Genomic DNA, 22191 nt, shown 5'->3' on the forward strand with positions numbered 1-22191 from the left:
CGATCACCCGGCTCGAACGCACAGGCGTCCGAGCCGGGTGATCGCGCTGCCGTGACGAAGCCCTGGACTCAGTGGCCGGACATCCCGCCGTCGACGGCGAGCGTGCTGCCGGTGATGTAGGAGGAGGCCGGCGATGCCAGGAAGAGCACCGCCGCGTCCAGTTCGTGCTGCCGGCCCAGCCTGCCGAGAGGGCTGCGTTCTGCGATGAAGTCCATCAGCAGGTCCTCGGGCACGGCCGCCGTCATCTCGCTGGCGAAGTAGCCGGGCGCCACGGCGTTGACCCGGATGCCCCGGCGGCCCGCCCACTGGGCGGACAGGTCCCGGGTCAGTCCCATCAGTCCGGCCTTGCTGGCCGAGTACGCGGCCTGGGGGGCATAGGACGTGATGAAGCCCAGGGTGCTGGCGACGTTGACGATGCTGGAACCGGGCTCCATGACCTTCGCACAGGCCTGGGCCGACCAGTAGGCGCCGTTGAGGTTGAGGTCGATGACCCGGCGGAACTCCTCCGGACGCTCACGCAGCGCGGGGACGGCCGTACCGATGCCCGCGTTGTTGATCAGGACGTCGATCCTGCCGAACTCCTCGAGCCCGGCCCCGACCATCACCTCGCACTGCTCGGGTTCGGTGACGTCCGTGGCCACGGTGACCGCGCGCCTTCCGGCTGCCCGCACCTGATCGGCGACGGCCTCCAGCTTGTCGGTGCGGCGCGCGGCGAGCACGAGGTCGGCACCGGCCTGGGCCAGAGCGACGGCGAAGCCGGCGCCGAGTCCGGAGCTGGCGCCGGTGACGACGGCCACTCTGCCGTCCAGGCGGAACAGGTCGAGGACGGGGGTGGTCACGGGTTCCTCCTGAGTGCGCGCAGTCCGGCCGCGGCCAGGGGCGCCGGCGCGTCGCCCACGGTCTCGAATCCGGAGCCGAGGGTCAGGCCCTGGCGGTGGCGGGCGTGGATTCCCTCGGCGATCACCGCGATCTTGAAGTAGCCGAGGGCGGTGTAGTAGCCGAGGTTCTGCAGGCCGCGGCCGCTCGCGGTGGCATAGCGCTCGGCCAGGTCGGCGGGGGCGGGCAGGCGCGGGCTGGTCGAGGCGGCCCGGCCCGCGAGGACCGGTGCGAAGACCGGGTCGGCGTAGACCAGGTGCAGGCCGAGGTCGGCGAGCGGATCGCCGAGCGTGGCCATCTCCCAGTCCACGAGGGCGCGGACCCGTGACGGGTCGTCGCCGGCGAGGATGGCGTTGTCGATGCGGAAGTCGCCGTGCACGATCGAGGCGCCGCTCTCGGGCGGGCAGCCCTGCGCGAGGAGCGCGTGCAGGGCCTCGACGTCGGGCAGATCCCGGGTGCGGACCCGCTGCCATTGGTCGTGCCAGCGCGCGACCTGGCGGGCGAGGTAGCGCTCGGGCCGCCCGAAGCCGTCGAGCCCGACCGCGGCGGGCTCGACGGCGTGCAGCCGTGCGAGCACGTCCACCAGGGCGTAGGCGCAGTCGGCGACCTTCTGGTCGGGCCACGCGTCCAGTTGTTCTTCGGTGCGGATGACGACACCGTCCACGTACTCGACCAGAGCGAACGGCACGCCCATCACCCGGGCGTCGCCGAAGGCGACGGCGCGTGCCACCGGAACACCGCTGTCGGCGAGTGCGGAGACCACCCGGTACTCCCGGGCCATGTCGTGTGCCGAGGGCGTCAGCCCGCCCAGGGGCGGGCGGCGCAGCACCCAACTGCTCCGGCCGTCCGTCAGCCGGTAGGTCAGATTGGAACGGCCGCCCTGTACGAGCTCCGCGTGGAGCTCACCGCGGAAGCCGGGGACGCTCTCGGCGAAGAACCGCGTGAGTGCGTCCAGGTCCAGTCCCTCCACGGCGTTCACCGCCCGGCCGCCTGCTCGTGGCGCTTGACCGTGCGGCGGGCGATGGCCCAGCGGTGCGTCTCCGACGAACCGTCATAGATGCGGAACGGGCGGACCTCACGCAGGAACCGCCCGAGCAGCACGTCCCCCGACACCCCCAGCGCCCCGCAGATCTGCAGCGAACGGTCCACCACTCGGTGGATCGCCTCGGCGCAGAAGGTCTTGGCGATCGACGTGGACTGAGCTCCCGAGCGGCCCTCGTCGAGCTCCCAGCACGCCTGCGTGATCAGCCCCCGCGAAGCGGCGATGTCGATCTCGTTGTCCGCGATCATCTGCTGGACCATGCCGAGGTCGGCGAGCCGCGACCCGAACAGCCGCCGCTCGGCGGCGCGCGCCACCGCGATGTCCTGCGCGCGGCGGGCGATGCCGAGCCAGCGCATGCAGTGCGTCATGCGCGCCGGACCCAGCCGGACCTGGGCGTAGCGGAAGCCTTCGTCGACCTCGCCGAGGACCGCCTCGTCGGACACGAAGCAGTCGTCGAAGAGCAGCTCGACGTGGCCGCCGAACAGGCTCTCGTCCAGGGTCTCGATGTGCCGGACCGTCTTCATGCCCGGGTTGTCGGCGTCGACCAGGAACATCGTCGCGCCGCCCCGGTCCCCGGGCTCGCCGGTGGTGCGCGCCATCACGATGGCGAACCCGGCACCGTCGGCCCCGGTGATGAACCACTTGCGGCCATGGATCCGCCAGCCGCCGGGGACCCGCTCGGCCCGGGTCGTCAGCGCGTCGGGGTCGGATCCCGCCCCGGGCGCGGGCTCGGTCATGGCGAAGCACGAGCGGACCGCTCCGGTGGCGAGCGGGCGCAGGTAGCGGTCCTGCTGCGCCGGCGTCGCGATCGCTTCCAGCATGTGCATGTTGCCTTCGTCCGGCGCCGCGATGTTCAACGCCAGCGGTCCGAGCAGCGAGTAGCCGGCCTCCTCGAAGACCAGCGCGCGCCCACGCATGTCAAGGCCCTGGCCGCCGTACTCCGGCGCCACGTGAGGGGCGAAGACGCCCGCTTCCTTGGCCGCGGTCTGCAGCCGTGTCCGCACCGCGTCCGAGCGGACGACACCGCGGTGCTCCTCTTCGACGGGGAGCACGACCTCTCGGACGAATCGCGCTGTGCGTTGCGCCAGATCGGCGACGGCGGTCTCGGGGGTCAGGTCGACAGCCACATGTCCTCCAGTTGGCTAATGCTTATTAGCCGACTCTAAGTGCGGTTTGAGCTGCCTGCAAGACCGGTCTGCTACTCTTCGTTAGCCACCCTTGGTGATCAGTTGGAACAACAGAAGGTGCTCCGTGTCCAGGACCGACGACATCCGCGCCGCCGCGCTGGAACTGTTCACCGGCCGCGGCTACGAATCGACGACCATGGCCGACATCGGCGCGGCCGTCGGCATCCGCGGCCCCAGCCTCTACAAGCACGTCGCGTCCAAGCAGGACCTGCTCGCCCAGATCATGACCGGCACCATGCAGGACCTGATGGACCTGCACCGCACGGCCGTCGCCACCACCGCCGACCCCACCGAGCGCCTGCGCAGGGCCACCGAAGCGCACGTGCGCTACCACGCCCGCCACCGCCTCGAAGCCTTCGTCGGCAACCGCGAGATCCGCAGCCTCGAAGAACCCCACCTCGGCGAAGTGCTGGCGAAGCGCGCCCGGTACGAAGCGGGCTTCCGCGAACTGATCAACACCGGTGTCGCCGCAGGCCGCTTCCACGTGACCTCGGCCCGCCTGGCCTCCTACGCGATCCTCGACCTCGGCATGGGCGTCGCCGTCTGGTTCCGCGAGGACGGCGAGATCACAGAGGACGCCGTGGTGTGGGAGTACGGCGAATTCGCCCTCCGCCTCGTCGGCGCCACCGACTGAACGGCCGCCGCTCAGGCAGGGCCATGACGATCGCCGGAGGAGCTTCCCGACAGGCATCAAGTCCTCGGGACGTGTCCGCGCACGAGGCGAACGGTCCGACGAACCGCCTCACGCCCTCTCGTCGACACCCGCCCGATGTGACTCGTCGGGCAGCGGCAGTTCGATGCGGAACGTGCAGCCCTGGCCGGGGGCGGTGTCGAGGGTGAGTCGGCCGTCGTGGGCGGTGACGAGGGCGTGGGCGATGGCGAGGCCCGAGCCGCCGGTGGTGCGGGCGCGGGAGTCGTCGGTGCGGTAGAAGCGGTCGAAGACGTGGTCGCGTTCGGCGGGGGTGAGGCCGGGGCCTTCGTCGGCGACTTCGAGGACGGCCCGGTCGGCCACCGTGCCGACGCCGATGCGGATCGGGGTGCCGGGCGGGGTGTGGGTGACGGCGTTGCCGATGAGGTTGGTGACGACCTGGCGCAGCCGGGCCTCGTCGGCGACGGCGGGGGCGGTGGTGGGCCTACCGCCGCCCGGACCCGTGAGGGTCACGGGGCGGGTCGCGTCCAGGGCCCGTACGTCGTGGAGGGCGTCCGCGGCCAGGGTGCGCAGGTCCATGGGGGCGAGGTCGAGCGCGAGGGTCGGCTCGTGGCTCGGGGCCGCCTCCTCGTCGAGGCGGGCCAGGAGGAACATCTCCTCCACCAGGCGGGTGAGGCGTTCGGACTCGGCGGCGATCCGGGTCATGGTCTGGTCGACGTCCTCGCGGGTGGGCAGGGCGCCCATGCGGTAGAGATCGGTGTAGCCCTTGATGCCGACCAGAGGTGTACGGAGTTCGTGGCCCGCGTCGGCGAAGAAGCGCCGGGTGCGCGCCTCGGCTTCCGCGCGGGCCTGGAAGGCCGTGTCGATCCGGTCGGGCATCTGGTTGAGGCAGGCGGTCAGGTGTCCCACCTCCGTGTGGGGAGCGGCCAGTTCGGGGACGCGGTGGGAGTAGTCGCCGGCGGTGATGGCGGTCGCCGTCTCCTCGATGCGGGTCAAGGGGCGCAGCCCGGAGCGGACGGCGAACCAGCCGGCGACGGCCAGCAGTACGAGCAGGGCGGCCCCCACGGTCAGGGAGAGGTTGCGGGTCTTGGTGACGGTGCGGTCGACCTCGTCGAGGGAGGTCGCCACGACCACGCTGCCCCGGTCCTCTGCCCTTTCCGGTGGGAAGGCCTGGGCGGGCCGGGTGAGGGCGATGACCCGCCACTCGTGGTCGCCGTCCTTCGAGGGCACGGTGAAGGGCCGGCTTTCGTGGGCGAGGACGGCCGCACGGTCGAGGGGCGGGAGTTCGGGGCCGCCGCCCGGAGGCACGGTGCTCGTTTCGAACTCCCTGGTGGTGGCACCCCCGTCGTCCAGATACGTCACGGTGGTGTCGCCGAGGACGCTGAGCGCCTGCACGCCCGGCGGGGTCTCGGTGCCGGCGGGCGGGGCGAGGCGGGCGGCGATCTGCCCGGTCAGGACGAGCCGGTCGTCGACGCGGTCCTGGAGGTAGCCGCGCAGGGCCGTGGTGACGATCACGCCGGTGCCGAGGAGACCGACCGCGACCAGGGCCGTGGTCAGGCACAGCAGGCGGGTGCGGAGGGACAGCCTGCCCGGCCGTCTCTCGGCCGGCCACCAGGTCGGGCGCTTCACGGCCGGGGCTCGCGGATCACGTAGCCCACGCCTCGGATCGTGTGGATCAGTTTGGGCTCGACCCGGTCGACCTTGCGGCGCAGATGGCTGATGTACGTGTCGACGATGCTGGGGTCGCCGCCGAAGTCGTACTCCCACACGGCGTCCAGGATCTGGTTCTTCGTTATGGTCCGTTCGGCGTTGGCGACGAGGAAGTGCAGAAGGCGGAACTCGGTCGGGGACAGTCGCACGGTCCGTCCCGCCCGGGTGACGTGGTGGCTGTCGGGTTCCGGTTCGAGGTCGCCGACGGTGATCCGGGCGGGCTGCTCTCCCTGGGTGCGGCGCAGGACGGCTTGGATGCGGGCGATCAGTTCTTCCAGGTCGAAGGGTTTGGTGACGTAGTCGTCGCCGCCGAGGCGCAGGCCGTGGAGTCGAGCATGCCGAGCATCCCGCCGCCTTCCGGCTGCAGTCGGTGCATGCCTGCCTGCCAGGAGGTGCCGAGACCGGCGGTGAGCAGGACGGCGATCAGGTTGGGTCCGAGGAGGAGCAGCAGGCCCGCCGCCTTGGCCGCCTGGTCCCGGCCGGTCAGGGTCGTGGCCCCGGCCAGGAGCGCGACGACCAGGGCCGAGCAGCACAGCACGGCTCCGATCCCGGTCAGGGTGGAGGTGACGGCGTTCCACTTCAGGCGCAGGTGGCTGAGGGCGACCGGGCGCGGCAGGGTCGTACGGCGGGCCGCGAGGCAGCCGAGGGCGAGGACGGCACCGATCCACAGCAGGCCGAAGACGACGGTCGCCGGGGTGTCGGTTTCGAACATCACCGACGACAGGCCCTTGGTGAGGCCTCCGCCCCCGCCGCCGCCGAACCGACTGAACGCCCCGGACGAGGCGCCCTTGCCGAAGCGCTCCGTCACGCTCTCCGGAAGCCGGGCCGTGCCCTGAGCCATGCCGGCCACCATCGGGAGGACCACGGCCGAGGTCACCAGCGCACCGCCGCACCGGGCCCACAGCAGCGCCGCGGTGGGCCGCTGCCGACGGCGCAGGGGCCGGAAGAAGCCGATCGCCAGGACGGCCGTGCCGAGGAACGTCAGCATCAGGGGCGTCACCGCCGCCTCACCGGTCAGACCGAGGCTCAGGCCGCCACCGCCACCGCCCAGTCCCCCGAACAGCCCGCCGAGACCTCCGCCGTGGCCGCCGCCGTCGGCGGACTCGGCGGAGGGCGCCGATTCCACGGTGACGCGGCCACCGACGGCCATGCTCATCATCGTCGGCACGAGGCGCGAGACGGCAGCGATCGATCCGGCGCCGAGGACGGTGAGCGCCGCCCATGCGGCGGCGGTCATCGTCATGACAGCGGCCGCGACTGCCAGGGCTCCTTCAAGGGCGTGGCGCCAGGGCGAGCCGGGCGGACGGGGGACGGCGGGGCGGAGGACATGGGGCAGGCTCCTGTGTACGACATAACGGGGTACGGGAGAGGGGTACGGGGCGGCGGGAGGGGGCGCCGCCCCGTGGACTTGGGCGCGGGACCGGGGCTCTCTGACCCCGGTCCCGGGCACCAGCTCGTTAGGGCCTGTCCGCCCTGATCCGCCGGAGAGGCCCTAGTGACCTGAGTCAGAGATTCGGCGTTAGTCGGGCATGAGCCGTCCGGGTCCGAAGATTCCGCAGTTGTCGGTCACCGATGCCCAGCGGACGGTGCTGGAGGGCTGGGTGCGCCGTCGCACGACGTCCCAGGCTCTGGCCCAGCGGTCGCGGATTGTCCTGGAGTGCGCCGAAGGCCACTCGATCATGGAGGTGTCCCGTCGGCTGCGGATCGCTCCGGACACGGTCCGCACCTGGCGGCGCCGCTTCATCGAACGGGGACTGGACGGCTTGTGCGACGACCCGCGGCCAGGTGTCCCCCGGAAGATCACCGACGCCGATGTCGAGCGGGTCATCGTCAAGACGCTCGAGGAGACGCCCGCCACCGGGCGGCGGAGTTCAAGAAGTTCCTCGCGGAGCTGGACAAGGAGGTCCCAGCCGACCTGCAGGTTCATCTGATCCTGGACAACTGCGCGACGCACAAGACGCCCGACATCAAGAAGTGGCTGCTGGCCCACCCGCGGTTCCAACTGCACTTCACGCCGCCGAGCGTGTCCTGGCTGAACCTGGTCGAGCGGTGGTTCGCCGAGCTGACCCAGAAACTCAAGCGCGGCGTCCACCGCTCCGTCCAGGCCCTCGAACGCGACATCCCCGCCTGGCTCACCGACTGGAACAAGCACCCCAGCCCCTTCGTCTGGACGAAGACAGCCGACGAGATCCTCGACAAAGTCGCCACCTACTGCCGACGAGTCTCTGACTCAGATCACTAGGGCCTGTCCGGCGGATCAGGGACGGACCGGAAGGCGGTGGGCCGGGGATGAGCCGCCGGCGGGGACGGAGCCGCGCGTCGCCAGGATCTCGCCTGTGTCGGCGAACTCCCAGTGGGACGCAGGCTTCCCATCCTTGAACGGCCATTCGACGCGGACGACAGGGCGGCTCAACAGGCTCTCGAACCAGTCGGCGCACCGCTCCGCGAGCTCCTCGACCGTGCCGGAGGCCCGGAAGAAGCCGTGCTCTGGCGACTCGTGAAGGTTGAAGAGCTGGTCACAGACTTTCCCGGCCAGCACGTGTGTGCCGTGAAAGTGCACGGCCCACTCGGCGAGCACCAGTCGGCGCGCCTCATCGAGAAGGCTGACATGGACGAGGAACGACGACTCGTCCTCGGGCCGTCCGACCTGGCTGGGAGCCCACGGCACCTGCCAATCAGCAGCCCGGGCTCGCAGGGCTGCCAGGAAAGCGAGTTCGGCCCCGTCGAAGTCCCAGGGCTCCTCCCTACGTGCCGTCCGCTGACCACCGCTGGTGTCGTTCATAGACCGTTTCCCAACTGCCGAAACGCTCCGGAAGGTCCCGCCACGGTATACCTGTTCGCACCCGGAACAGGATCCCGTTGATCACCCTGCGGTGATCGTCCCACCGGCCGCCACGCCGTCCCGACACCGGTAAGTGCGGCACCAGTCGGTCCCACTCCGAATTCGTCAGATCACCCCGCCCCATACCGAAGACAACGACCAGGGCCTGATCGGCCCGGTGTGCCGGGTGGTGGGAGCGGGTGTGTGCGGCACGGGCGGTGGTTGCTGGATACGGACGTCGCCCCATGGTTGCGGGGTCGGGCGCCAGCCCGGCAAGGGAGCGGCCTTGCGGTCGTCCCCTTGCCGGGTTCGGTGGTTACTTGATGCCGGACGCGGCCAGGGCTTCGGCGAACTTCGCGCTGTCGTAGAGGACATCGTCCGAGACGTCGGCACCGTTGATGCGTACGGTGGGGGTGCCCAGGGCCCCGGAGTGCTCGACGGCGTACTCCGAATCGTCCACGAACTTGGCGTACTTGTTGTGCACGACGGAGTCGACGAAGCGGTGGCTGAACAGGCCCACCTTCCACGCCGACGTGATCAGCTCATGGTTCTCGTAGGCGGTCTCGTCGGACTCGTCCGGCTGAGTGCGGAAGAGCTCGGAATGGTACTGGGGGAACTTGCCGGCGTCGACCGACGCCCGCAGGGCGTTGACGGCGCGCTTCGAGCCGTCGCCGCCCAGGTGGCGGTCGAGGAAGCTGGCGAGGGTGTACTCCAGGCGGATATCGCCCTGTGCGGCAAGGTGGTTGAGCTGCTTGGCATTGGCGTCCTCGAACTTCTTGCACCACGGGCAGCGCGGGTCTTCGAGGATGACGACGACGTTCTTGGCCTTGGGGTTGCCGACGACGATGGACGTGCCGTCTTCGCCGATGCGGGCGGGCAGGCGGGCAAGGTCGCGGTCGAAGGCCGGGAGGGTCGCTGCGGAGGCCGTGGCCTGCCGGCCGGGCTGGGGTGCGACCTGGTCGGTGGCGGTAGCGGCGGTGGCGCTAGCGGCGGCGCCGGCGACGAGGGCGAGGGTCAGTGCGGTGGCGGCGCCAGTGCGGAGCGCGGTGATGCGGGGTGTGCTGGACATGGTTCTCTCTTTCTTTTCGCGGGGTTTCACACTGCGGCGAGGGCGTGGAGGGTGGTGTCGGCGTAAAGACGGAAGAGCGGGGCGCTGTCGGGCAGCGTCGACGATTCGAGGAAGTCGAGGCTCGGTGCGAACAGCTTCAGGGAGATGTCCGGGGGCATGTCGTCGAGGCCGATGCCCTGGTAACGGGTGACGTGCGCGCAGGCGGCCGCCGCGCCGGTGAGGTTGGCGAAGTACGCGCCTGGCTTGGCTATGAAGATGGGCCAGGTGAAGTAGGCGACGAAGTCACCGAGGTCCGTGTGGGCGCCTATGCCGTAGCGCTGGTCGAGCCGGTCGAAGGCCACGGCCAGGCCAGTGCCGCGACGGCGGTGGATCTCGAAGTCGAGCGCTGCCAGTGCGGCCGTCTCCGTGAGCCCGGCGCGGTGCTCGAGTCTGGCAAGAATCGAGCACCGCCTCAGGGCGTCGGCCTCCTGCGGGGTGCGGCACACGTGGCGTGCGAGATCAGGATGGTGGGCCCACTGCTCGAACCACATGCTGACGTGTTCCAGCCGGTCGGCGGGGAGGTAGTCCAGGCCCGAGGCGGACGGCATGCGCTTGCGGACCAGGACGTGGTGCAAGGCATGGCCGAACTCGTGAAATAGGGTCTGGACTTCCTGGAAGGTGATCCGTCCCTCGCGGTGGAGCGGCACCGACACATAGGCGACGGGGAGGCCGTACGGGCCGAGGGCAGGTGCTGTTGCTGGTGCTGGTGCTGGTGCTGGTGCTGGTGCTGGTGCTGGTGCTGTTGCCGGTGATGCGGCAGGTCCTGCCGCGGCGGGGCGAAGGTCCAGCTTGAGCAGGCCGATCTCGGTGCTGTTCGATCTGACCTGAAGCACGGGCAGCTCGTCGCGGGTGAGAGCGGGCGCGGGTCGCAGGGTCAAGCCGAAGGCCTTCGAGGCCACGGCGCTGATGTAGGCGACGCACGCGTCCCACGCGAACAGGGGCGCCTTGGTCCGTCCAGCCAACTCTCCTATGGCAAAGCCGAAGTGGGTGAGGGGACGGCTGCCGCAGTCCTCACCGACGATGTCGCGGATCTCGTGTTCGAGCTGTCGGGTTCCGGCGATCGCCCGCGTAAGAAAGTCTTGGAGGAAGCCCTCGATGCTTGCCTCCGGCAGGCCTCGATTCTCCAGTGACTGGGCGAGTGCGCTCGCGTGGCCGGCTGCCACGGCTTGCTCGTGGCGAAGGGCGACCATCTCGTCGATGGTTTTCACCAGGGCGCCGAGGGGGGTGTCGCGCCGTTGCCGCCAGGCCCGGGTCAGCTTCTCGCGCGTCGCGGCACTGCGGGTACTCGCAACGAGCCGGTAGAACGCAATGGCCGGCGGCGTGGCGGCGGAGGCCGCGCCGAGCCGGTCGAGCAGGCGCGTCTGGTCTTCTTGTACCTCTCCCAACAGATGTCTGGCCTGCTGTACCAACGTGTCGAGGCGTGCCGAGGTGGTGCGGTCCCGTCCTGCCGTCTCCCGCAGGTGTGCGATCGCGTGGCGGCGGATCTCCTCGGCCGCGGCGTCGCGGCAACGCGTCCGGGCGAGGAGAGTGAGGAGCCGGGCGTTGGTGTCGGGGTCGTCGAAGAGTCGGGTCTGCCAGGGAACGAAGCACTCGGCCGTGGTCGTGTCGTCGATGGCTTCCAGGTACAGGAAGACGTAGGCGGCGTTGTTGAGCAGTGTCAGGACCTCGGTCAGGTCCTCCTCGGTGAGCGAGTCGCGGGCGGCGAGGGTCTGGAGCCGGTGCGCCGCCGACAACAGGGAGGCCGCCATGTCGTGGACCCCTGGGCGCGGGCCGGTTGCAGTGGTCATCGGTCCTCCTCGGTGCGCGGCCGGAAGAGGAAGTGGTAGAGGGCGCCGGTGTACGAGGCTCCGTACATGTGGCCGTCCGGCCCGACGGCGGGGGTGATGTCCATCTCGGGTTCGTGGTTGGGGATGCCGAGCACCTGGCTGCTTTCCCACAGGAAGCGTCCGTCGTCGCGTCGCAGGCAGACGACGTTGCCGCGTTCGAAGGTGGCGATGAAATCTCCGGAGGGGAGCACGCTGAACGAGGTGTACGAACGGGGTGCGCCGAGGCGGGAGGTCCACAGGGCCTTGGTGTTGCGGATGTCGATGCCGGTGGTGATGCCGTCCTGGGTTCCCACGGCAAGGACGGGCCCGGAGACTGCGGGGCTGGCGACGATCTTCCCGCTCAGGTCGATGCAGGACCGGCTGCCGCCGGTGTCGGCGTCGAGGAAGTGCACGCGGCCGTTGACTGTGGCGACGGCCACCTGGCCGGTCGTATCCAGGGCGACGGGCGAGGCCTTGAGAGAGTGTCCGAGCTCGCGCCGCCATAGCTCGGTGCCGTCGGGCGCGAAGCACAGGACGTGTTCGGCGCAGCAGACCACGGCGTTGCCGCCGGCAGTGACGGCAGGGCTGGCATAGGGGTCGCGATGGGCGGCGGAGCCGCCGTGTGCGGTGTGCCAGGGCTGTGGGACCGCACGTTCGAAGAGGATCCGGCCTGTGGCGAGGTCGAGGCCGAAGACACGGCCCCCGAAGGCGGCGACGAAGAGGATGCGCGCGGCGGGCATCGGGGCCGGGGTGGCGAAGACCTGTCTGCCTATGTCGGTCGCCCACACCAGGGTTCCGCGGAGGTCGAAGCACGTGATCAGGCCGCTCGTCGCGGCGACGAGGATACGTCGGCGGTCGGGGTCGACGACGAGCGAGGCGTAGACGGCGCTGTTGAGGCGTCTTTGCCAGTACACCTTGCTCAGGTCGGTGTTGTGGAACCGTACGTAGCCGTCGTCGGAGGCGACGACGACGCCCGCACCGGGCACGACGGCGGGTGTGGCGCTGACCGGTACGTCGACAGCCCGGTCGAGCGATCGGCTGTTGTAGGTCAATCTGCGGTATCCGCAGATGGCAGGTTCGCGGTCCCAGTAGGACGGTGTGTCTGCGCTGTGGAGGGGCAGGACAGACTTCACCGGGTCGTGGCGGAACGCCGGTGCTCTGGTCGGCACCGCACACACCTCTCTGTTCGTGTGTCCGACGTGGGGGCGGGGTGGGCCGGAGCCGAGGGCGGGTGCCCTCGGCTCCGGCCGGCCTCGATCAGGCTTCCTGCAGGCCGAGGATCGCGTCGAGCTCCTGGTCGAGCTCCGCGTCGGTGGTCAGGTTGCCGAGGACCGCCTCGGTCTCCACGGCGTCGGCCTCAAAGAACGTACAGGCCGAAATGCAGCGGAAAAAGGCGGGCTTCTTCTCGTACGAGTACTTCTCCATTTTTCTCACTCACTTCCAAGAGGAATGGGAAGGCCGGGCGATTTTGCGCATGCCGGGACTTCGTCTCGACCCACACAGGCACATTCGGCTTTCCCGTAACGGGTTGCACCGGACTGGAAAACTTGACCATTCAGGCAGCCAAGCGGTCAACCATCGCCGGCCGAAGTGATCAACTCGGCTGGAAACCCTGCCTCCACAAGGGACCCATTTCAACAGGACATATGCCTCTAATCCGGAATTGGCGGGGGCGAATTGTCCACTTTTGATGGCAGGCACATTGCGGCTATATGAAATGGCATCCCTTTTTGGCCTCCATCAACGCCGGCGAGTCGGAGACGGGATGACGCATGACCAATTCCCTTGACAACCAACAAGGCCGTTGGTTAGCTCATGCATCCAACCGATCGGGGCCGCCCCGGTCCCTGGTTTTCCGTCTCGTCCGGGTAATTCACCCGCTCCGTTTCGCGAGACGAGTTAGGCAATCTTCTGAGATGAAACACACGCAGCTCACGGTGCGGAATTTCACCGACCTCTCCGGGACCGTCTTCGCGATCATGCTGGTCAGCGTCGGGGCCGGCGCGATCGACCTGTTGATGATCGCGCCCAAGGGCCTCGACCACGTGGCCGCCGCCGGCCAGGGCGAGTTGATCGTGACGGCCGCCTTCGCGTTCTTCATCGGCCTGACCGACACCTTCAGCAGCCGTCTGGCCATGGCCGAGGGACAGGGCACGTCCGCGCAGCGGCTACCCGTCCTCGCAGGGGCGTTCCTACTGGCTCTCGTCCCCGCGCAGGTCCTCGCCGTCGTGGTGGTGCTGTGCGTGGAACCGTTGCTCACGCTCATCCACCAGGATCCAGCCCTCGTCCCCCTGGTGGGCGACTACACCGCCATACGGATCGGGGCCGTATGCCTGGCCCTGGTCCATGTGGCCGTAGCCGAATCCCTGAAGATCTGCGGTCTGAAGCGCGTGGCCATGGCCGCGCCCGTCGTTGGCCTCGGCATCAACGCAATGCTGAACTGGCTGTTCCTCTACACCGACCTGTCCCGGCATTTCTCCTCCCCCGAGAGCGCAGTCACCGCCTCCACGGTCGGCGTGCAACTGGTGCTGGCAGCCGGCAGCCTGGTGGTGTTCCTCCGTCAGATGCGGCTGCGGGCCGAGTCCTTCGAACGGCCTGACAAGGGCGAGATGTGGGCGGAGTTCTCGTCCATGGTGCGAACGGCCCCCGGCATCGGGGTGCGCCACCTCAACGACTGGGCGGGGGCGGTGGTACCCACCCTGTTCATCGGCACCCTGGGAGTGGAGGCACTGGCTGCCACCGTCGTCGCGACGAAGATCTACACGGTGTTCTGCCGGGTGCCGCAGTCCTGCGTCTCCGGAGCGTTCATCTTCTACAGCTACGCAGTCGGCCAGGACAGCCCGGACCTCGCCAAGACCGCACGCAGGCTCCTGGTCTACATCGCCGTTCCCACCGGCCTCGCCGCCCTGCTCCTCGCGGCGGCGGCCTACAGCCTCGTAGACGTCTTCGGCAGCGGCGAAGCCGATGCCCGCGCCGCACTGTGGGTGCTGCTCGCTTTCATGCTGCCGTTGCCGTTCTACGTCCTGTCCGCCGGTTACGGCGAGATGCTGACAGTCCACCAGCGCGGCGGGCTCATGTCCGTCTGGTCGACCGTGACCACTTACGCCATAGCCATTCCTCTTGCCTGGTACGCAGTGTCTGTCTGGGAGTCGCCTGCCCTGGCCATCGCCCTCGCCGGCCTCCAGACACCGATCCTCGCGTACGTCTTCGGCCGTGCCCTGCGCAAAGACCACTGGTCCCCTGTGATCCGCCCGGTCCCGCAGTCCCGGACGTCCTGACTCTCCCACAGCCGAAAGCCATCGCCTTGCCGAAACTCATACCCTCGACGCCCTTCTGCGGGCTGCCGCAGGCCGCCCTGGACGACTTCCCCGAAGGGGTCCATGCCGCCGTCATCGGCGCCGGATCGTCGCTCGGCAGCGCGCACCCGGGCAGCGAGAACGGGCCGTACTTCCTTCGGACCGCTTCCAGGGCCCTCACCTGGGGACCCGGCAACCCGCAGATCTTCGACCTGCGCCATCGCCGTCAGCCGCTCGCCGGCGCCGTGGACCTCGGCGATCTCGACTTCACTGGTCTCGGCCTTTCCGAATCCCACGCCGCCATCCGCTCCGCCGTCGCCGCACTGCCGCCCGGTGTGGTGCCGTGCGTCATCGGAGGCGACCACTCCATCACCCTCCCGATCGTCGAGGCCCTCACTGAGAACCGCGACGAACCCCTGTGGGTCGTGCAGTTCGACCACCACCTCGACCTGCAGATCTGGGAGGGGGCTCCCGCCGACCCGGACACCGCGCGGGACCCGATCTTCAACACCAACGTCATGTCCCATGTCTCGGACCAGATCGGCGCCGGTCGGCTGATCCAGGTCGGAGTGTCCCCGTACGCGACCGTCGAAGCCGCCGACGCCCCGGCCATGGCCGGCTTCCTGGACCGGATCGGTACGCAGCTGTGCCTGTCCTCACGGGAGCTCCAGGACCCGGAGCTGTTCCGCTCTGCGGTCGGCAGCGGCCGCGACGTCCACTTGAGCATCGACATCGACGTGCTGCACCGCAACGAGATGTCGTCCACCGGCTACCCCGCCGAAACGGGCCTGAGCTCACAGGACCTGCTGCGGTTGCTCGATCTTGTCCTGGCGGGCAACCGGCTGGTCGGCCTCGACCTCGTCGAGTTCGCGGCCGCGCGCGGCGACCGCGACGAGAAGACCGTCTCGGACGCCTCGCGGGCCGTGCTCATCCTGCTGCACGTCTTGAGCCGGCTCTCAGCGCAGCGGTCCGCCCGCACGGAAGGCGACACTGCCCCCGGCAAGACACCCAGCACCCGACGAAGCGACGCCCAGCTGGGCCACGCACCGAAAAGGAGCCTGCCGTGACCGCCCCTACCAGCCCCGCGAGCACCCGCCGGACCGAGGGGAGGAACGCCTTCCAGGAGACCCTGCTGGGCATCGAGTACGGTCCCCGTCCAGACGTGGATCTGTTCTCCCAGGCCTGCGTCGAGCAATTCCAGGAGTTCCAGACCACTGCGTACGGCTACGACTTCGCGCAGGTCTTCGAGCCGAACGCCCTCACCGAGGTGGCTCTCCTCGCGGGCTTGGACCCTACGGCCGTCGCCGACCTCACGCACCGCCCCACGCCCGGTACCGTAAGCCTCGCCGAGCTGACCGAGCACAGCGCGGACCTCCCGGTCGTCGGCCTGGTCAACGTCGCGTCGGCCCTCATCAGCGTGTCCCGCTTCGGCTTGGCCGAGCGACTCCTCGACCAGGCCGCGGCCCGGTCCGCCACCGCCCGTGAGACCTTCGAGGTCGCCATGCTCGAACTCATCGTGGCCAACCGCCGTGACGACGGCGTCGGCTCACCGCGCGCCTTCGCCCGCATGCGGCAGGCCATCGAGACCGGTGGCGTGCCCGCCGACCGCTCCCTGGACGGCTGTTCCCAGGCCGTCGTGTGGTACCTCAAGCGTAAGGAACTGCCCGAGGAGAGCTTCCGCTGGTACCTGCGGCTCGGCCGCGAACTGGTCGGCCGGCACTCCGACATGCCGACGGCCGCCGTGTCCTCCTGGTACCGGGCGCTCGCCATGAGCCCCGCAGCTGAAGGCGACGCTGTGACCACCCGTCAGTACATGGACAACGCCCGGCGTGCGGCCGAAGAGACCTATGCGCACACGCCCCGCGCCTACGAGCTGCACCTGCTCAAGACGTATCACGAGTCCTCCATCAAAGAGCACCTGTACGTCACGGGTGACATCGACAGGGCCGTGGAGTCGGGGCGCGACCTGATCGCGCTCGACCCGGTGTGGGCGCCGAGCTACGGCGAGCTCGGCGAGGTGCTGGCAAAGGCCGGCCGCGCCGAGGCTGCGGCACGCATGTACGAGAAGGCCGCCGAACTCGGCCCGCCCTACTATGGCCACCACCTGCTGCAGGCCGCCCGGCTGCGGGAAAAGGCCGGCGACGGGGAGCGCGCCCTTGGGCACTACCAGTCGCTGACCGAACTGGCCCCCGACAGCGAGCCGCTCCTCGAGGCAGGGCTGGTCCTGGCCCGTACTCTCTCCCATGACTCCGCCGCCTACTTCGACGACGCGCTCGGCGCGCTCAGGTCGGGCGCCAACGCGGACGGCAGCGCTCGGTCATGACCGCCCGAGGCACTTCGCCCGGGACGGCACAGCGCTCAACGTCTGCGGGCCAAGCGGGCACGAACGCCGCCCCGGTCCCCGATGGGACCGACGAGTACCTGGCGCTGCTGTGGGGCCGGCTGAACACCGTGGTGGACACCGAGCGGCTGACTCAGGACTCCATGGTCCGGCTGATGGCGGTGTACAACGACGTGGCCCACGTCTTCTACACCCTGGAGGCCCGCCAAGACCACGCCGAGCTCGAACGGCTGCATTCGTGGCGCAGGCGCTTCCACGACAACCCAGAGCTCGACGACCGCATCCTGCGCTTGCTGCTGGCCTTGAGCTGCCCGGATCCGGATGCGGAGGAGGCCCGCCTGGAGTACGTCGACCAGCTGCGCCGGGCTCGTTCTCTTGACCGGGCGGGACTCGCCCGCGCCGAGGGGCTGCTCACCGAGGCCCTGTCGCTGCTCGGGCAGGTACGCGAGGACCAGCGGCATCTGCTCGGCAGGCTCGGTGTGGCCGACCAAGCCGCCCGCCCCCAGCTCCTGTTCTACAAGCTGACCGGACAGGCTGACAGCGCCGCGACGCGCGCCAAGCTGACGGCGGCGTGGCGTGCCGTGGGCAAGCGGCACCAAGGCCCGCTGGCCGAGGCCGTCGACCGGCTGATCGAGGAGCGGCGCGCGCAAAGCGCCGGCGAAGGGCACACGAGCGTCCTGGCGCGGACGCTGCGCCGTGCTCGTGCCGGCGAAAGTGACATCGAGACGTTCCTGCACGACTTCCTGAGACGGGCGATGAGCGGCGCGGCCACACTCGAGACACAGACGGCGCAGGCCGTGGAGGTGGACGGGCCGCCACTCGACCATTTCGCCTACGCGCTGCGCCGGCTGACGCTCGGCGCACGGATTCCGTCGTTCGACCTCGACGAGTGTCTGCGCTACGTGTTCGCGGTTGCCCGTGCCGCACTCGGCCTGGAGCTGAGCCGTACGAGCACAGAAGCCGGCGGGATCATCGAAGTGTCGGCCCGGGCAGGCGGCCGGCCGGCCGGCTCCCTCACGCTCGACCTGTGGGACGCACCCCACAAGACGGTCGGCGCCAACCACACCCACGGGGTGCGCAACCGTACCGCCTGGCCGGGGCTCGAGCAGCTCCCCGCGGCCTACGTCACCTGTCGGTTCCAGCGCGATCCCCGGCAGCCGGGCCGCATCACCTTCCAGAACCTGCTGAGTCTGCTCCACGAGTTCGGACATGCCGCCAACCATCTGCTGATCGAGGGACGCCTGTCCTTCCGGGCCGGTCTGGAGTACCTCCCACCGGAGCGGCTGGAATTCCTCAGCCTCTGGTTCGAGAAGTGGGCCTACCATCCCGAACTGGCCCGCTTCCTCTCCCTGCCCGGCGACGACGTCCGTGCACTGGACCGCTGCCGCCACATCACCATGCTCGAGTACCGGCGCTCATACGTGGAGCGCGGGGCGCTGGCCCTGCTCGACTTCGAGGTACACCGGCGCGGCCGCGGAACACTCCGCGAGACCTATCAGCGCTTGGACGAGGAGTTCGGAATCTCCCGCCACGTCGCCCTCGGTGATCTGTTGGAATATTTCACCCAACCGATGCTCCTGGCCAGCCCCGGGGCCAACTTCCACTACCTATGGGGGTCGGCCGACAGTTGCGCCCGGTACGCCCCCTACCACGCCCTGCCCCTGGCCGAGGTGGAGATCCGGCCGGAGCTGCGTCGCTCGCTCGGCGACAGCTTCGACCTCGACGCACCCTCGGCCATCCCCGACAGCGGCACCGTCTTCGCCTTCTTCGACCGCTCCGACCTGGAAGGCATCGCATGAGCATCGCCCCCCCTACGGGTTACGTGAGGGCCGTCCTCGGGCCTCGCGACGAGGTCCTGGACCGCGTCCTGCGCCGGTCGCTCGACGGCGACCGGATGCCGACCATCATGGTGGACGACGCTGCGGGCCGCCTGCTGCAGCTGTTGACCCTGATACAGCGCCCCCGACGGGTCGTCGAGGTGGGCACGCTGTTCGGCTACTCCGCCATACACATCGCCCGGGGGCTGCCTCCCGGCGGGCGGCTGACCACACTGGAGAACGACCCGGCCGCAGCCGCACTGGCCCGGGAGAACTTCGAGATCGCCGGCGTCGCCGATCGCGTCGACCTCGTGGTCGGCAACGCGGCCGATCACCTGGCGGCGGTGGAACCCGGCAGCGTGGGGATGCTCTTCATCGACGCCGACAAGAAGTCCTACCCCACCTACCTCAAGCTGGGCTTCCCCCTCCTGGAACCAGGCGGGCTGCTCGTCGCCGACGACGCCTTCGCCCAGGGCGACTTCGGACACGAGAGCGGTGGGGACGGCGAGGCGGAGTCGGCCGCCATCCACACCTACTGCCGAGCGGTGGGCCGGAGCCCGCTTCTCTTCTCGGCGTTCGCCGGAAGCGGCACGGGCCTGCTCATCAGCCGCAGGCTGGACGACCCGGCCGAAGAACCCACCCGCGACACCATCGAGGAGGCCACCTGTGTCCACTGAGCGTGCCCTGGTGACCGGGGCGAGCCACGGCCTCGGCCTGGCCCTCGCCACCCGTCTGGCGGCCGAGGGGCACACGGTGACCGGGGTAGGGAGCCGACCGGCCTCCGAGATCGGCGAGGTCCCCTTCGGCTACGTCCAGGCCGACCTGGCGCGGCCCGACACCCATGCCGGAATCGTCACCGAGCTCGGTGGGGCCGTCGACCTGGTCGTGCACAGTGCGGTGCGCTACTCCCCCGCCGGGCGGGCCCCCACGTTCACCGAACACGAGGAGATCCTCCGGGTCAACGCCCTGGCGCCCTACCACCTCACTCTCGGCCTGCTTGCCGCCCAGCCCGAGGATCGGCCGTGCACTGTGGTGATGGTGAACTCCGAGTCCATGTTCCACGCGGACCGCGACGCCGCTCCGTACGCGGCGAGCAAGGCGGCACTCCGACTGCTGACCGCCGGGCTCGCCGAAGCCTGCCGCTCGCGCCCGATCGCCGTGGCCACGCTCCTGCTCGGGCCGCTGGACGACGATCAGAAGCAGGCGGACCTGCGGCGGGTGGCCGAGAAGCTGAACCTGCCGCTGGCCGACGTGACTCGACGGTTCCTGCGCAAGTCCAACCCCGACCTCGTGATCGATCACCTCATTGCCTACGAGGCGTGCCTGCGCAGCATCCGGTACATAGCCGACCTCGGCCGTACCGCGAACGGCATGGTGCTCCGTCTCGACGGCGGCTCGGCGGGCTCTCTCATCTGAACGGCTTCGTGGAAGTCCGGTGCGGCATCACACTCCGTGGCCGTGCGGGAACCGCGCGACCAAACACTCACGGCCCGCAGCCGAAGCGCCGCACGTCTCCCGCGCCGCTCGGCCGGAACAACGAGAAGAAACGAAGAGAAAGACCGTGCGCTACACGACATTCGGCCGCACAACAGGCCTGCGGATCTCACAACTCGCCCTAGGAACAGCAAACTTCGGGACCGTGTGGGGCGGTGGAGCCGACGAGGCGGCCGCCCGCTCGATGTTCGAGCGCTTCGCGGAGGCGGGCGGCACGTTCATCGACACGGCCGACATGTACCAGGACGGCGAGTCCGAACAGCTGCTCGCGAAGTTCCTTGCACACGACCGGGACCACTTCGTCGTCGCCACCAAATTCGGACTCGGCTCCGACGGCCGGCCCCGGATATCGACCACGGGCAACAGCCGGAAGAACACGATCCGGTCTCTGGAAGGGAGTCTGCGGCGGCTGGGCACTGACCACGTGGACCTGCTGTGGGTGCACTGGCCGGACCCGCTCACTCCGCTGGAGGAGACGATGGCTGCGCTCGACGACCTCGTCCGTGCCGGCAAGGTCCTGCACATCGGTCTGTCCAACTTCCCCGCCTGGCGGGCGGCACACGCTGCCACTCTGGCCGAACTACGCGGTTGGGCGCCGCTGACGGGCCTGCAGTTCGAGTACAGCCTCGTCGAACGCACAGCGGAGCGAGAACTGCTGCCCATGGCCGACGCCTTCGGGCTCGGGACGGCCACCTGGTCCCCGCTCGGCGGCGGCCTGCTGACGGGCAAGTACCGGCAGGGCAGCTCCGGTCGACTGCAGGACTGGGACGGCGGCGTGGTGCACCAGGAGAACACGCGGCAGAAGACAGTCGTCGTGGACACCGTCTTGGCGATCGCCGAGGAGCTGGACGCCCACCCGGCCCAGGTGGCCACGGCCTGGCTGCTGCAGCGCTCACCCGGGGCGACGTCGCCCCGGATCCCGATCGTCGGGCCGCGCACCCTGCAGCAGCTGGACACCTACCTCGGCGCGCTGCGCCTCGAACTGGCCCCGGGCCACCTGGCCCGGTTGAACCGCGTCAGCGCGGTCCCCCTCGGTGCCCCGCACGAAGGCGCGCGGGGCGGCCTTCCCACGATCCTCGGCGGCGACCCCTCCGCCGTGGCCCTTCCCCCTGTACCGGCTCCCTGAACGACACCGGAGGCACAGCACTGCCATGGACATCCAGGAATACACACGAGACACATTCGACACCAAGGTGTTCTTCACGGAGTACTGGCGCAAGAAACCCCTGTACGTACGCGGCGCGGCGGCCGACTTCCTCGGCGCCACCTGGTCGGTGGCGGACTTCGACGCCGCACTCGCCTGTGCCAGGGCGGGTGGCCACAACGTCCTGGAACGGGAGGGTGAGGTCACCTTCATCGAGGACGTGTCGCGGTTCCACGAAGGTCTCGCGGCGAAGACCGCCCGGTTCGGTGCCCTCTTCGGTACGCCTGGCACGTGGTTCGACACCGTACGCACCCACACCCCGAGCGGGATCGGCTCGCACTTCGACCACAGCGACAACTTCGTCCTGCAGCAGCAGGGGACCAAGGAGTGGAGGCTGGCCTCCCCCGGCCACATCGACCGGCAGGACATCGCTCGCCGCATGATGGAGGTCCCTGGGGTCGGCGCCCATCCCCTGCCGCCGGAGCCCGAGCACCAGGTGTGCTTCACGCTCGAGCCGGGCGATCTCCTCTACATCCCTCTGATGTGGCTCCACTCAGGCGTCTCCCACGCGGACTCCCTGAGCCTGTCCTTGGTCTGCCCGGCGGTTTCCCTGCAGACGGCCGTTGTACCGTTCCTCACGCAGGTCCTGAAGCACCGGATGACCGGCCACCAGCCCATCCCCGCCTTCCACGCCGGACTCTCTTCCGAACAGCGCGAGGCCGTGGCCGCCGGACTGCACAAGGCGACGCGTGCCCTGATCGAGAGGATGAGCGACGAGGCCGTCCTGGAAGCCGTCACCGCCCTCCAGAGGGAGCACCTGACCGCTGCCGACCACCAGCAAGCAGGGGGTGAGTAGGCCGTCCGAGCGCAGCGTCTCGGGCGAGGCTGCCAAAGATCACCG

20 protein-coding genes and 2 pseudogenes are annotated in these 22191 nt (G+C 69.7%); 10 read left to right on the forward strand and 12 right to left on the reverse strand.

Annotation, left to right across the window (positions count from 1 at the left end; translation table 11 throughout):
- Positions 1 to 68: 68 nt before the first annotated feature.
- Genes GGE06_RS12745 through GGE06_RS12755 form a run of 3 tightly spaced genes read right to left on the reverse strand, consistent with a single transcriptional unit; the run spans position 69 to position 3045 of the window.
- Positions 69 to 839: an SDR family NAD(P)-dependent oxidoreductase gene (locus GGE06_RS12745; protein WP_116162556.1), complete on the reverse strand. Its 771-nt coding sequence runs from the start codon at positions 837 to 839 to the stop codon at positions 69 to 71.
- A complete protein-coding gene (locus tag GGE06_RS43415; RefSeq protein ID WP_312883122.1) occupies positions 836 to 1855 on the reverse strand; it encodes a phosphotransferase family protein in 1020 nt (339 codons plus the stop codon). Before GGE06_RS43415 ends, GGE06_RS12745 begins: the two co-directional genes overlap by 4 nt.
- Complete coding sequence (locus GGE06_RS12755; RefSeq protein WP_116162554.1) at positions 1852 to 3045, reverse strand: acyl-CoA dehydrogenase family protein; 1194 nt, start codon at positions 3043 to 3045, stop codon at positions 1852 to 1854. Before GGE06_RS12755 ends, GGE06_RS43415 begins: the two co-directional genes overlap by 4 nt.
- Positions 3046 to 3169: 124 nt before the next feature.
- Between GGE06_RS12755 and GGE06_RS12760 the strand changes: the two genes are divergently transcribed.
- Entirely contained in the window at positions 3170 to 3739 is a 570-nt protein-coding gene (locus GGE06_RS12760) for a TetR/AcrR family transcriptional regulator (RefSeq protein ID WP_220378551.1), read from the forward strand.
- Between the two features lie 108 nt (positions 3740 to 3847).
- On the opposite strand, the gene GGE06_RS12765 is transcribed toward GGE06_RS12760, so the two are convergent.
- The 3 genes from GGE06_RS12765 to GGE06_RS12775 all read right to left on the reverse strand — a co-directional run bounded on the left by GGE06_RS12765 (position 3848) and on the right by GGE06_RS12775 (position 6701).
- Complete coding sequence (locus GGE06_RS12765) at positions 3848 to 5383, reverse strand: sensor histidine kinase (protein WP_184930877.1); 1536 nt, start codon at positions 5381 to 5383, stop codon at positions 3848 to 3850.
- A complete protein-coding gene (locus GGE06_RS44060) occupies positions 5380 to 5613 on the reverse strand; it encodes a winged helix-turn-helix domain-containing protein (protein WP_376773534.1) in 234 nt (77 codons plus the stop codon). The genes GGE06_RS12765 and GGE06_RS44060 overlap by 4 nt, the downstream gene beginning before the upstream one ends.
- A gap of 116 nt (positions 5614 to 5729) precedes the next feature.
- A complete protein-coding gene (locus GGE06_RS12775) occupies positions 5730 to 6701 on the reverse strand; it encodes a streptophobe family protein (protein ID WP_184931003.1) in 972 nt (323 codons plus the stop codon).
- 292 nt (positions 6702 to 6993) lie between these two features.
- Here GGE06_RS12775 and GGE06_RS12780 point away from each other — a divergent pair.
- Positions 6994 to 7706, forward strand: a pseudogene (locus GGE06_RS12780) (helix-turn-helix domain-containing protein).
- A gap of 15 nt (positions 7707 to 7721) precedes the next feature.
- On the opposite strand, the gene GGE06_RS12785 reads toward GGE06_RS12780, so the two are convergent.
- From GGE06_RS12785 to GGE06_RS12810, 6 genes and pseudogenes are all read right to left on the reverse strand, one after another.
- Positions 7722 to 8246, reverse strand: coding sequence for a hypothetical protein (locus tag GGE06_RS12785; protein WP_184930878.1), 525 nt, complete (start codon positions 8244 to 8246; stop codon positions 7722 to 7724).
- Positions 8212 to 8430, reverse strand: a pseudogene (locus GGE06_RS12790) (transposase); the annotation flags it as partial. The pseudogene GGE06_RS12790 and the gene GGE06_RS12785, both read right to left, overlap by 35 nt.
- Before the next feature lie 171 nt (positions 8431 to 8601).
- Positions 8602 to 9354 carry a thioredoxin domain-containing protein gene (locus GGE06_RS12795; protein ID WP_116162546.1) on the reverse strand — a complete coding sequence of 251 codons (753 nt, stop codon included), beginning with the start codon at positions 9352 to 9354 and terminating at the stop codon, positions 8602 to 8604.
- Between the two features lie 26 nt (positions 9355 to 9380).
- Complete coding sequence (locus GGE06_RS12800; RefSeq protein WP_184930879.1) at positions 9381 to 11180, reverse strand: M3 family metallopeptidase; 1800 nt, start codon at positions 11178 to 11180, stop codon at positions 9381 to 9383.
- Positions 11177 to 12250: an outer membrane protein assembly factor BamB family protein gene (locus GGE06_RS12805; protein WP_181924717.1), complete on the reverse strand. Its 1074-nt coding sequence runs from the start codon at positions 12248 to 12250 to the stop codon at positions 11177 to 11179. The genes GGE06_RS12800 and GGE06_RS12805 overlap by 4 nt, the downstream gene beginning before the upstream one ends.
- A gap of 205 nt (positions 12251 to 12455) precedes the next feature.
- Positions 12456 to 12623, reverse strand: a complete 168-nt coding sequence (locus GGE06_RS12810; protein ID WP_181924716.1) for a hypothetical protein — start codon at positions 12621 to 12623, stop codon at positions 12456 to 12458.
- 491 nt (positions 12624 to 13114) lie between these two features.
- Here GGE06_RS12810 and GGE06_RS12815 point away from each other — a divergent pair, with 491 nt between their 5' ends.
- The 8 genes from GGE06_RS12815 (at position 13115) to GGE06_RS12850 (ending at position 22146) form a co-directional block, all read left to right on the forward strand.
- On the forward strand, positions 13115 to 14476 hold the full coding sequence (locus GGE06_RS12815) for an MATE family efflux transporter (protein ID WP_184930880.1): 1362 nt from the start codon (positions 13115 to 13117) through the stop codon (positions 14474 to 14476).
- A gap of 26 nt (positions 14477 to 14502) precedes the next feature.
- Positions 14503 to 15561: an arginase family protein gene (locus tag GGE06_RS12820; RefSeq protein ID WP_184930881.1), complete on the forward strand. Its 1059-nt coding sequence runs from the start codon at positions 14503 to 14505 to the stop codon at positions 15559 to 15561.
- Positions 15558 to 16817, forward strand: coding sequence for a tetratricopeptide repeat protein (locus GGE06_RS12825; RefSeq protein ID WP_184930882.1), 1260 nt, complete (start codon positions 15558 to 15560; stop codon positions 16815 to 16817). The genes GGE06_RS12820 and GGE06_RS12825 overlap by 4 nt, the downstream gene beginning before the upstream one ends.
- Positions 16814 to 18634 (forward strand): M3 family metallopeptidase, encoded by a 1821-nt coding sequence (locus GGE06_RS12830; RefSeq protein WP_184930883.1) that lies wholly within the window; start codon positions 16814 to 16816, stop codon positions 18632 to 18634. Before GGE06_RS12825 ends, GGE06_RS12830 begins: the two co-directional genes overlap by 4 nt.
- Entirely contained in the window at positions 18631 to 19329 is a 699-nt protein-coding gene (locus tag GGE06_RS12835) for an O-methyltransferase (RefSeq protein ID WP_184930884.1), read from the forward strand. Before GGE06_RS12830 ends, GGE06_RS12835 begins: the two co-directional genes overlap by 4 nt.
- Positions 19319 to 20068 carry an SDR family NAD(P)-dependent oxidoreductase gene (locus tag GGE06_RS12840; protein ID WP_181924712.1) on the forward strand — a complete coding sequence of 250 codons (750 nt, stop codon included), beginning with the start codon at positions 19319 to 19321 and terminating at the stop codon, positions 20066 to 20068. Before GGE06_RS12835 ends, GGE06_RS12840 begins: the two co-directional genes overlap by 11 nt.
- A gap of 145 nt (positions 20069 to 20213) precedes the next feature.
- Positions 20214 to 21272 carry an aldo/keto reductase gene (locus tag GGE06_RS12845; protein WP_184930885.1) on the forward strand — a complete coding sequence of 353 codons (1059 nt, stop codon included), beginning with the start codon at positions 20214 to 20216 and terminating at the stop codon, positions 21270 to 21272.
- Between the two features lie 25 nt (positions 21273 to 21297).
- On the forward strand, positions 21298 to 22146 hold the full coding sequence (locus tag GGE06_RS12850) for a JmjC domain-containing protein (protein ID WP_116162527.1): 849 nt from the start codon (positions 21298 to 21300) through the stop codon (positions 22144 to 22146).
- Positions 22147 to 22191 lie beyond the last annotated feature (45 nt).

It is taken from the genome of Streptomyces nymphaeiformis, assembly GCF_014203895.1.
GTDB lineage: Bacteria > Actinomycetota > Actinomycetes > Streptomycetales > Streptomycetaceae > Streptomyces > Streptomyces nymphaeiformis.

What these genes read in the sequence shown, in the direction of transcription:
- GGE06_RS12785 (WP_184930878.1), bottom strand. Translation starts at nt 8,246, where the DNA reads ATGAACGACACCAGCGGTGGTCAGCGGACGGCACGTAGGGAGGAGCCC.
- GGE06_RS12800 (WP_184930879.1), bottom strand. Translation starts at nt 11,180, where the DNA reads ATGACCACTGCAACCGGCCCGCGCCCAGGGGTCCACGACATGGCGGCC.
- GGE06_RS12830 (WP_184930883.1), top strand. Translation starts at nt 16,814, where the DNA reads ATGACCGCCCGAGGCACTTCGCCCGGGACGGCACAGCGCTCAACGTCT.
- GGE06_RS12775 (WP_184931003.1), bottom strand. Translation starts at nt 6,701, where the DNA reads ATGACCGCCGCCGCATGGGCGGCGCTCACCGTCCTCGGCGCCGGATCG.
- GGE06_RS12850 (WP_116162527.1), top strand. Translation starts at nt 21,298, where the DNA reads ATGGACATCCAGGAATACACACGAGACACATTCGACACCAAGGTGTTC.
- GGE06_RS12795 (WP_116162546.1), bottom strand. Translation starts at nt 9,354, where the DNA reads ATGTCCAGCACACCCCGCATCACCGCGCTCCGCACTGGCGCCGCCACC.
- GGE06_RS12835 (WP_184930884.1), top strand. Translation starts at nt 18,631, where the DNA reads ATGAGCATCGCCCCCCCTACGGGTTACGTGAGGGCCGTCCTCGGGCCT.
- GGE06_RS12810 (WP_181924716.1), bottom strand. Translation starts at nt 12,623, where the DNA reads ATGGAGAAGTACTCGTACGAGAAGAAGCCCGCCTTTTTCCGCTGCATT.
- GGE06_RS12815 (WP_184930880.1), top strand. Translation starts at nt 13,115, where the DNA reads ATGAAACACACGCAGCTCACGGTGCGGAATTTCACCGACCTCTCCGGG.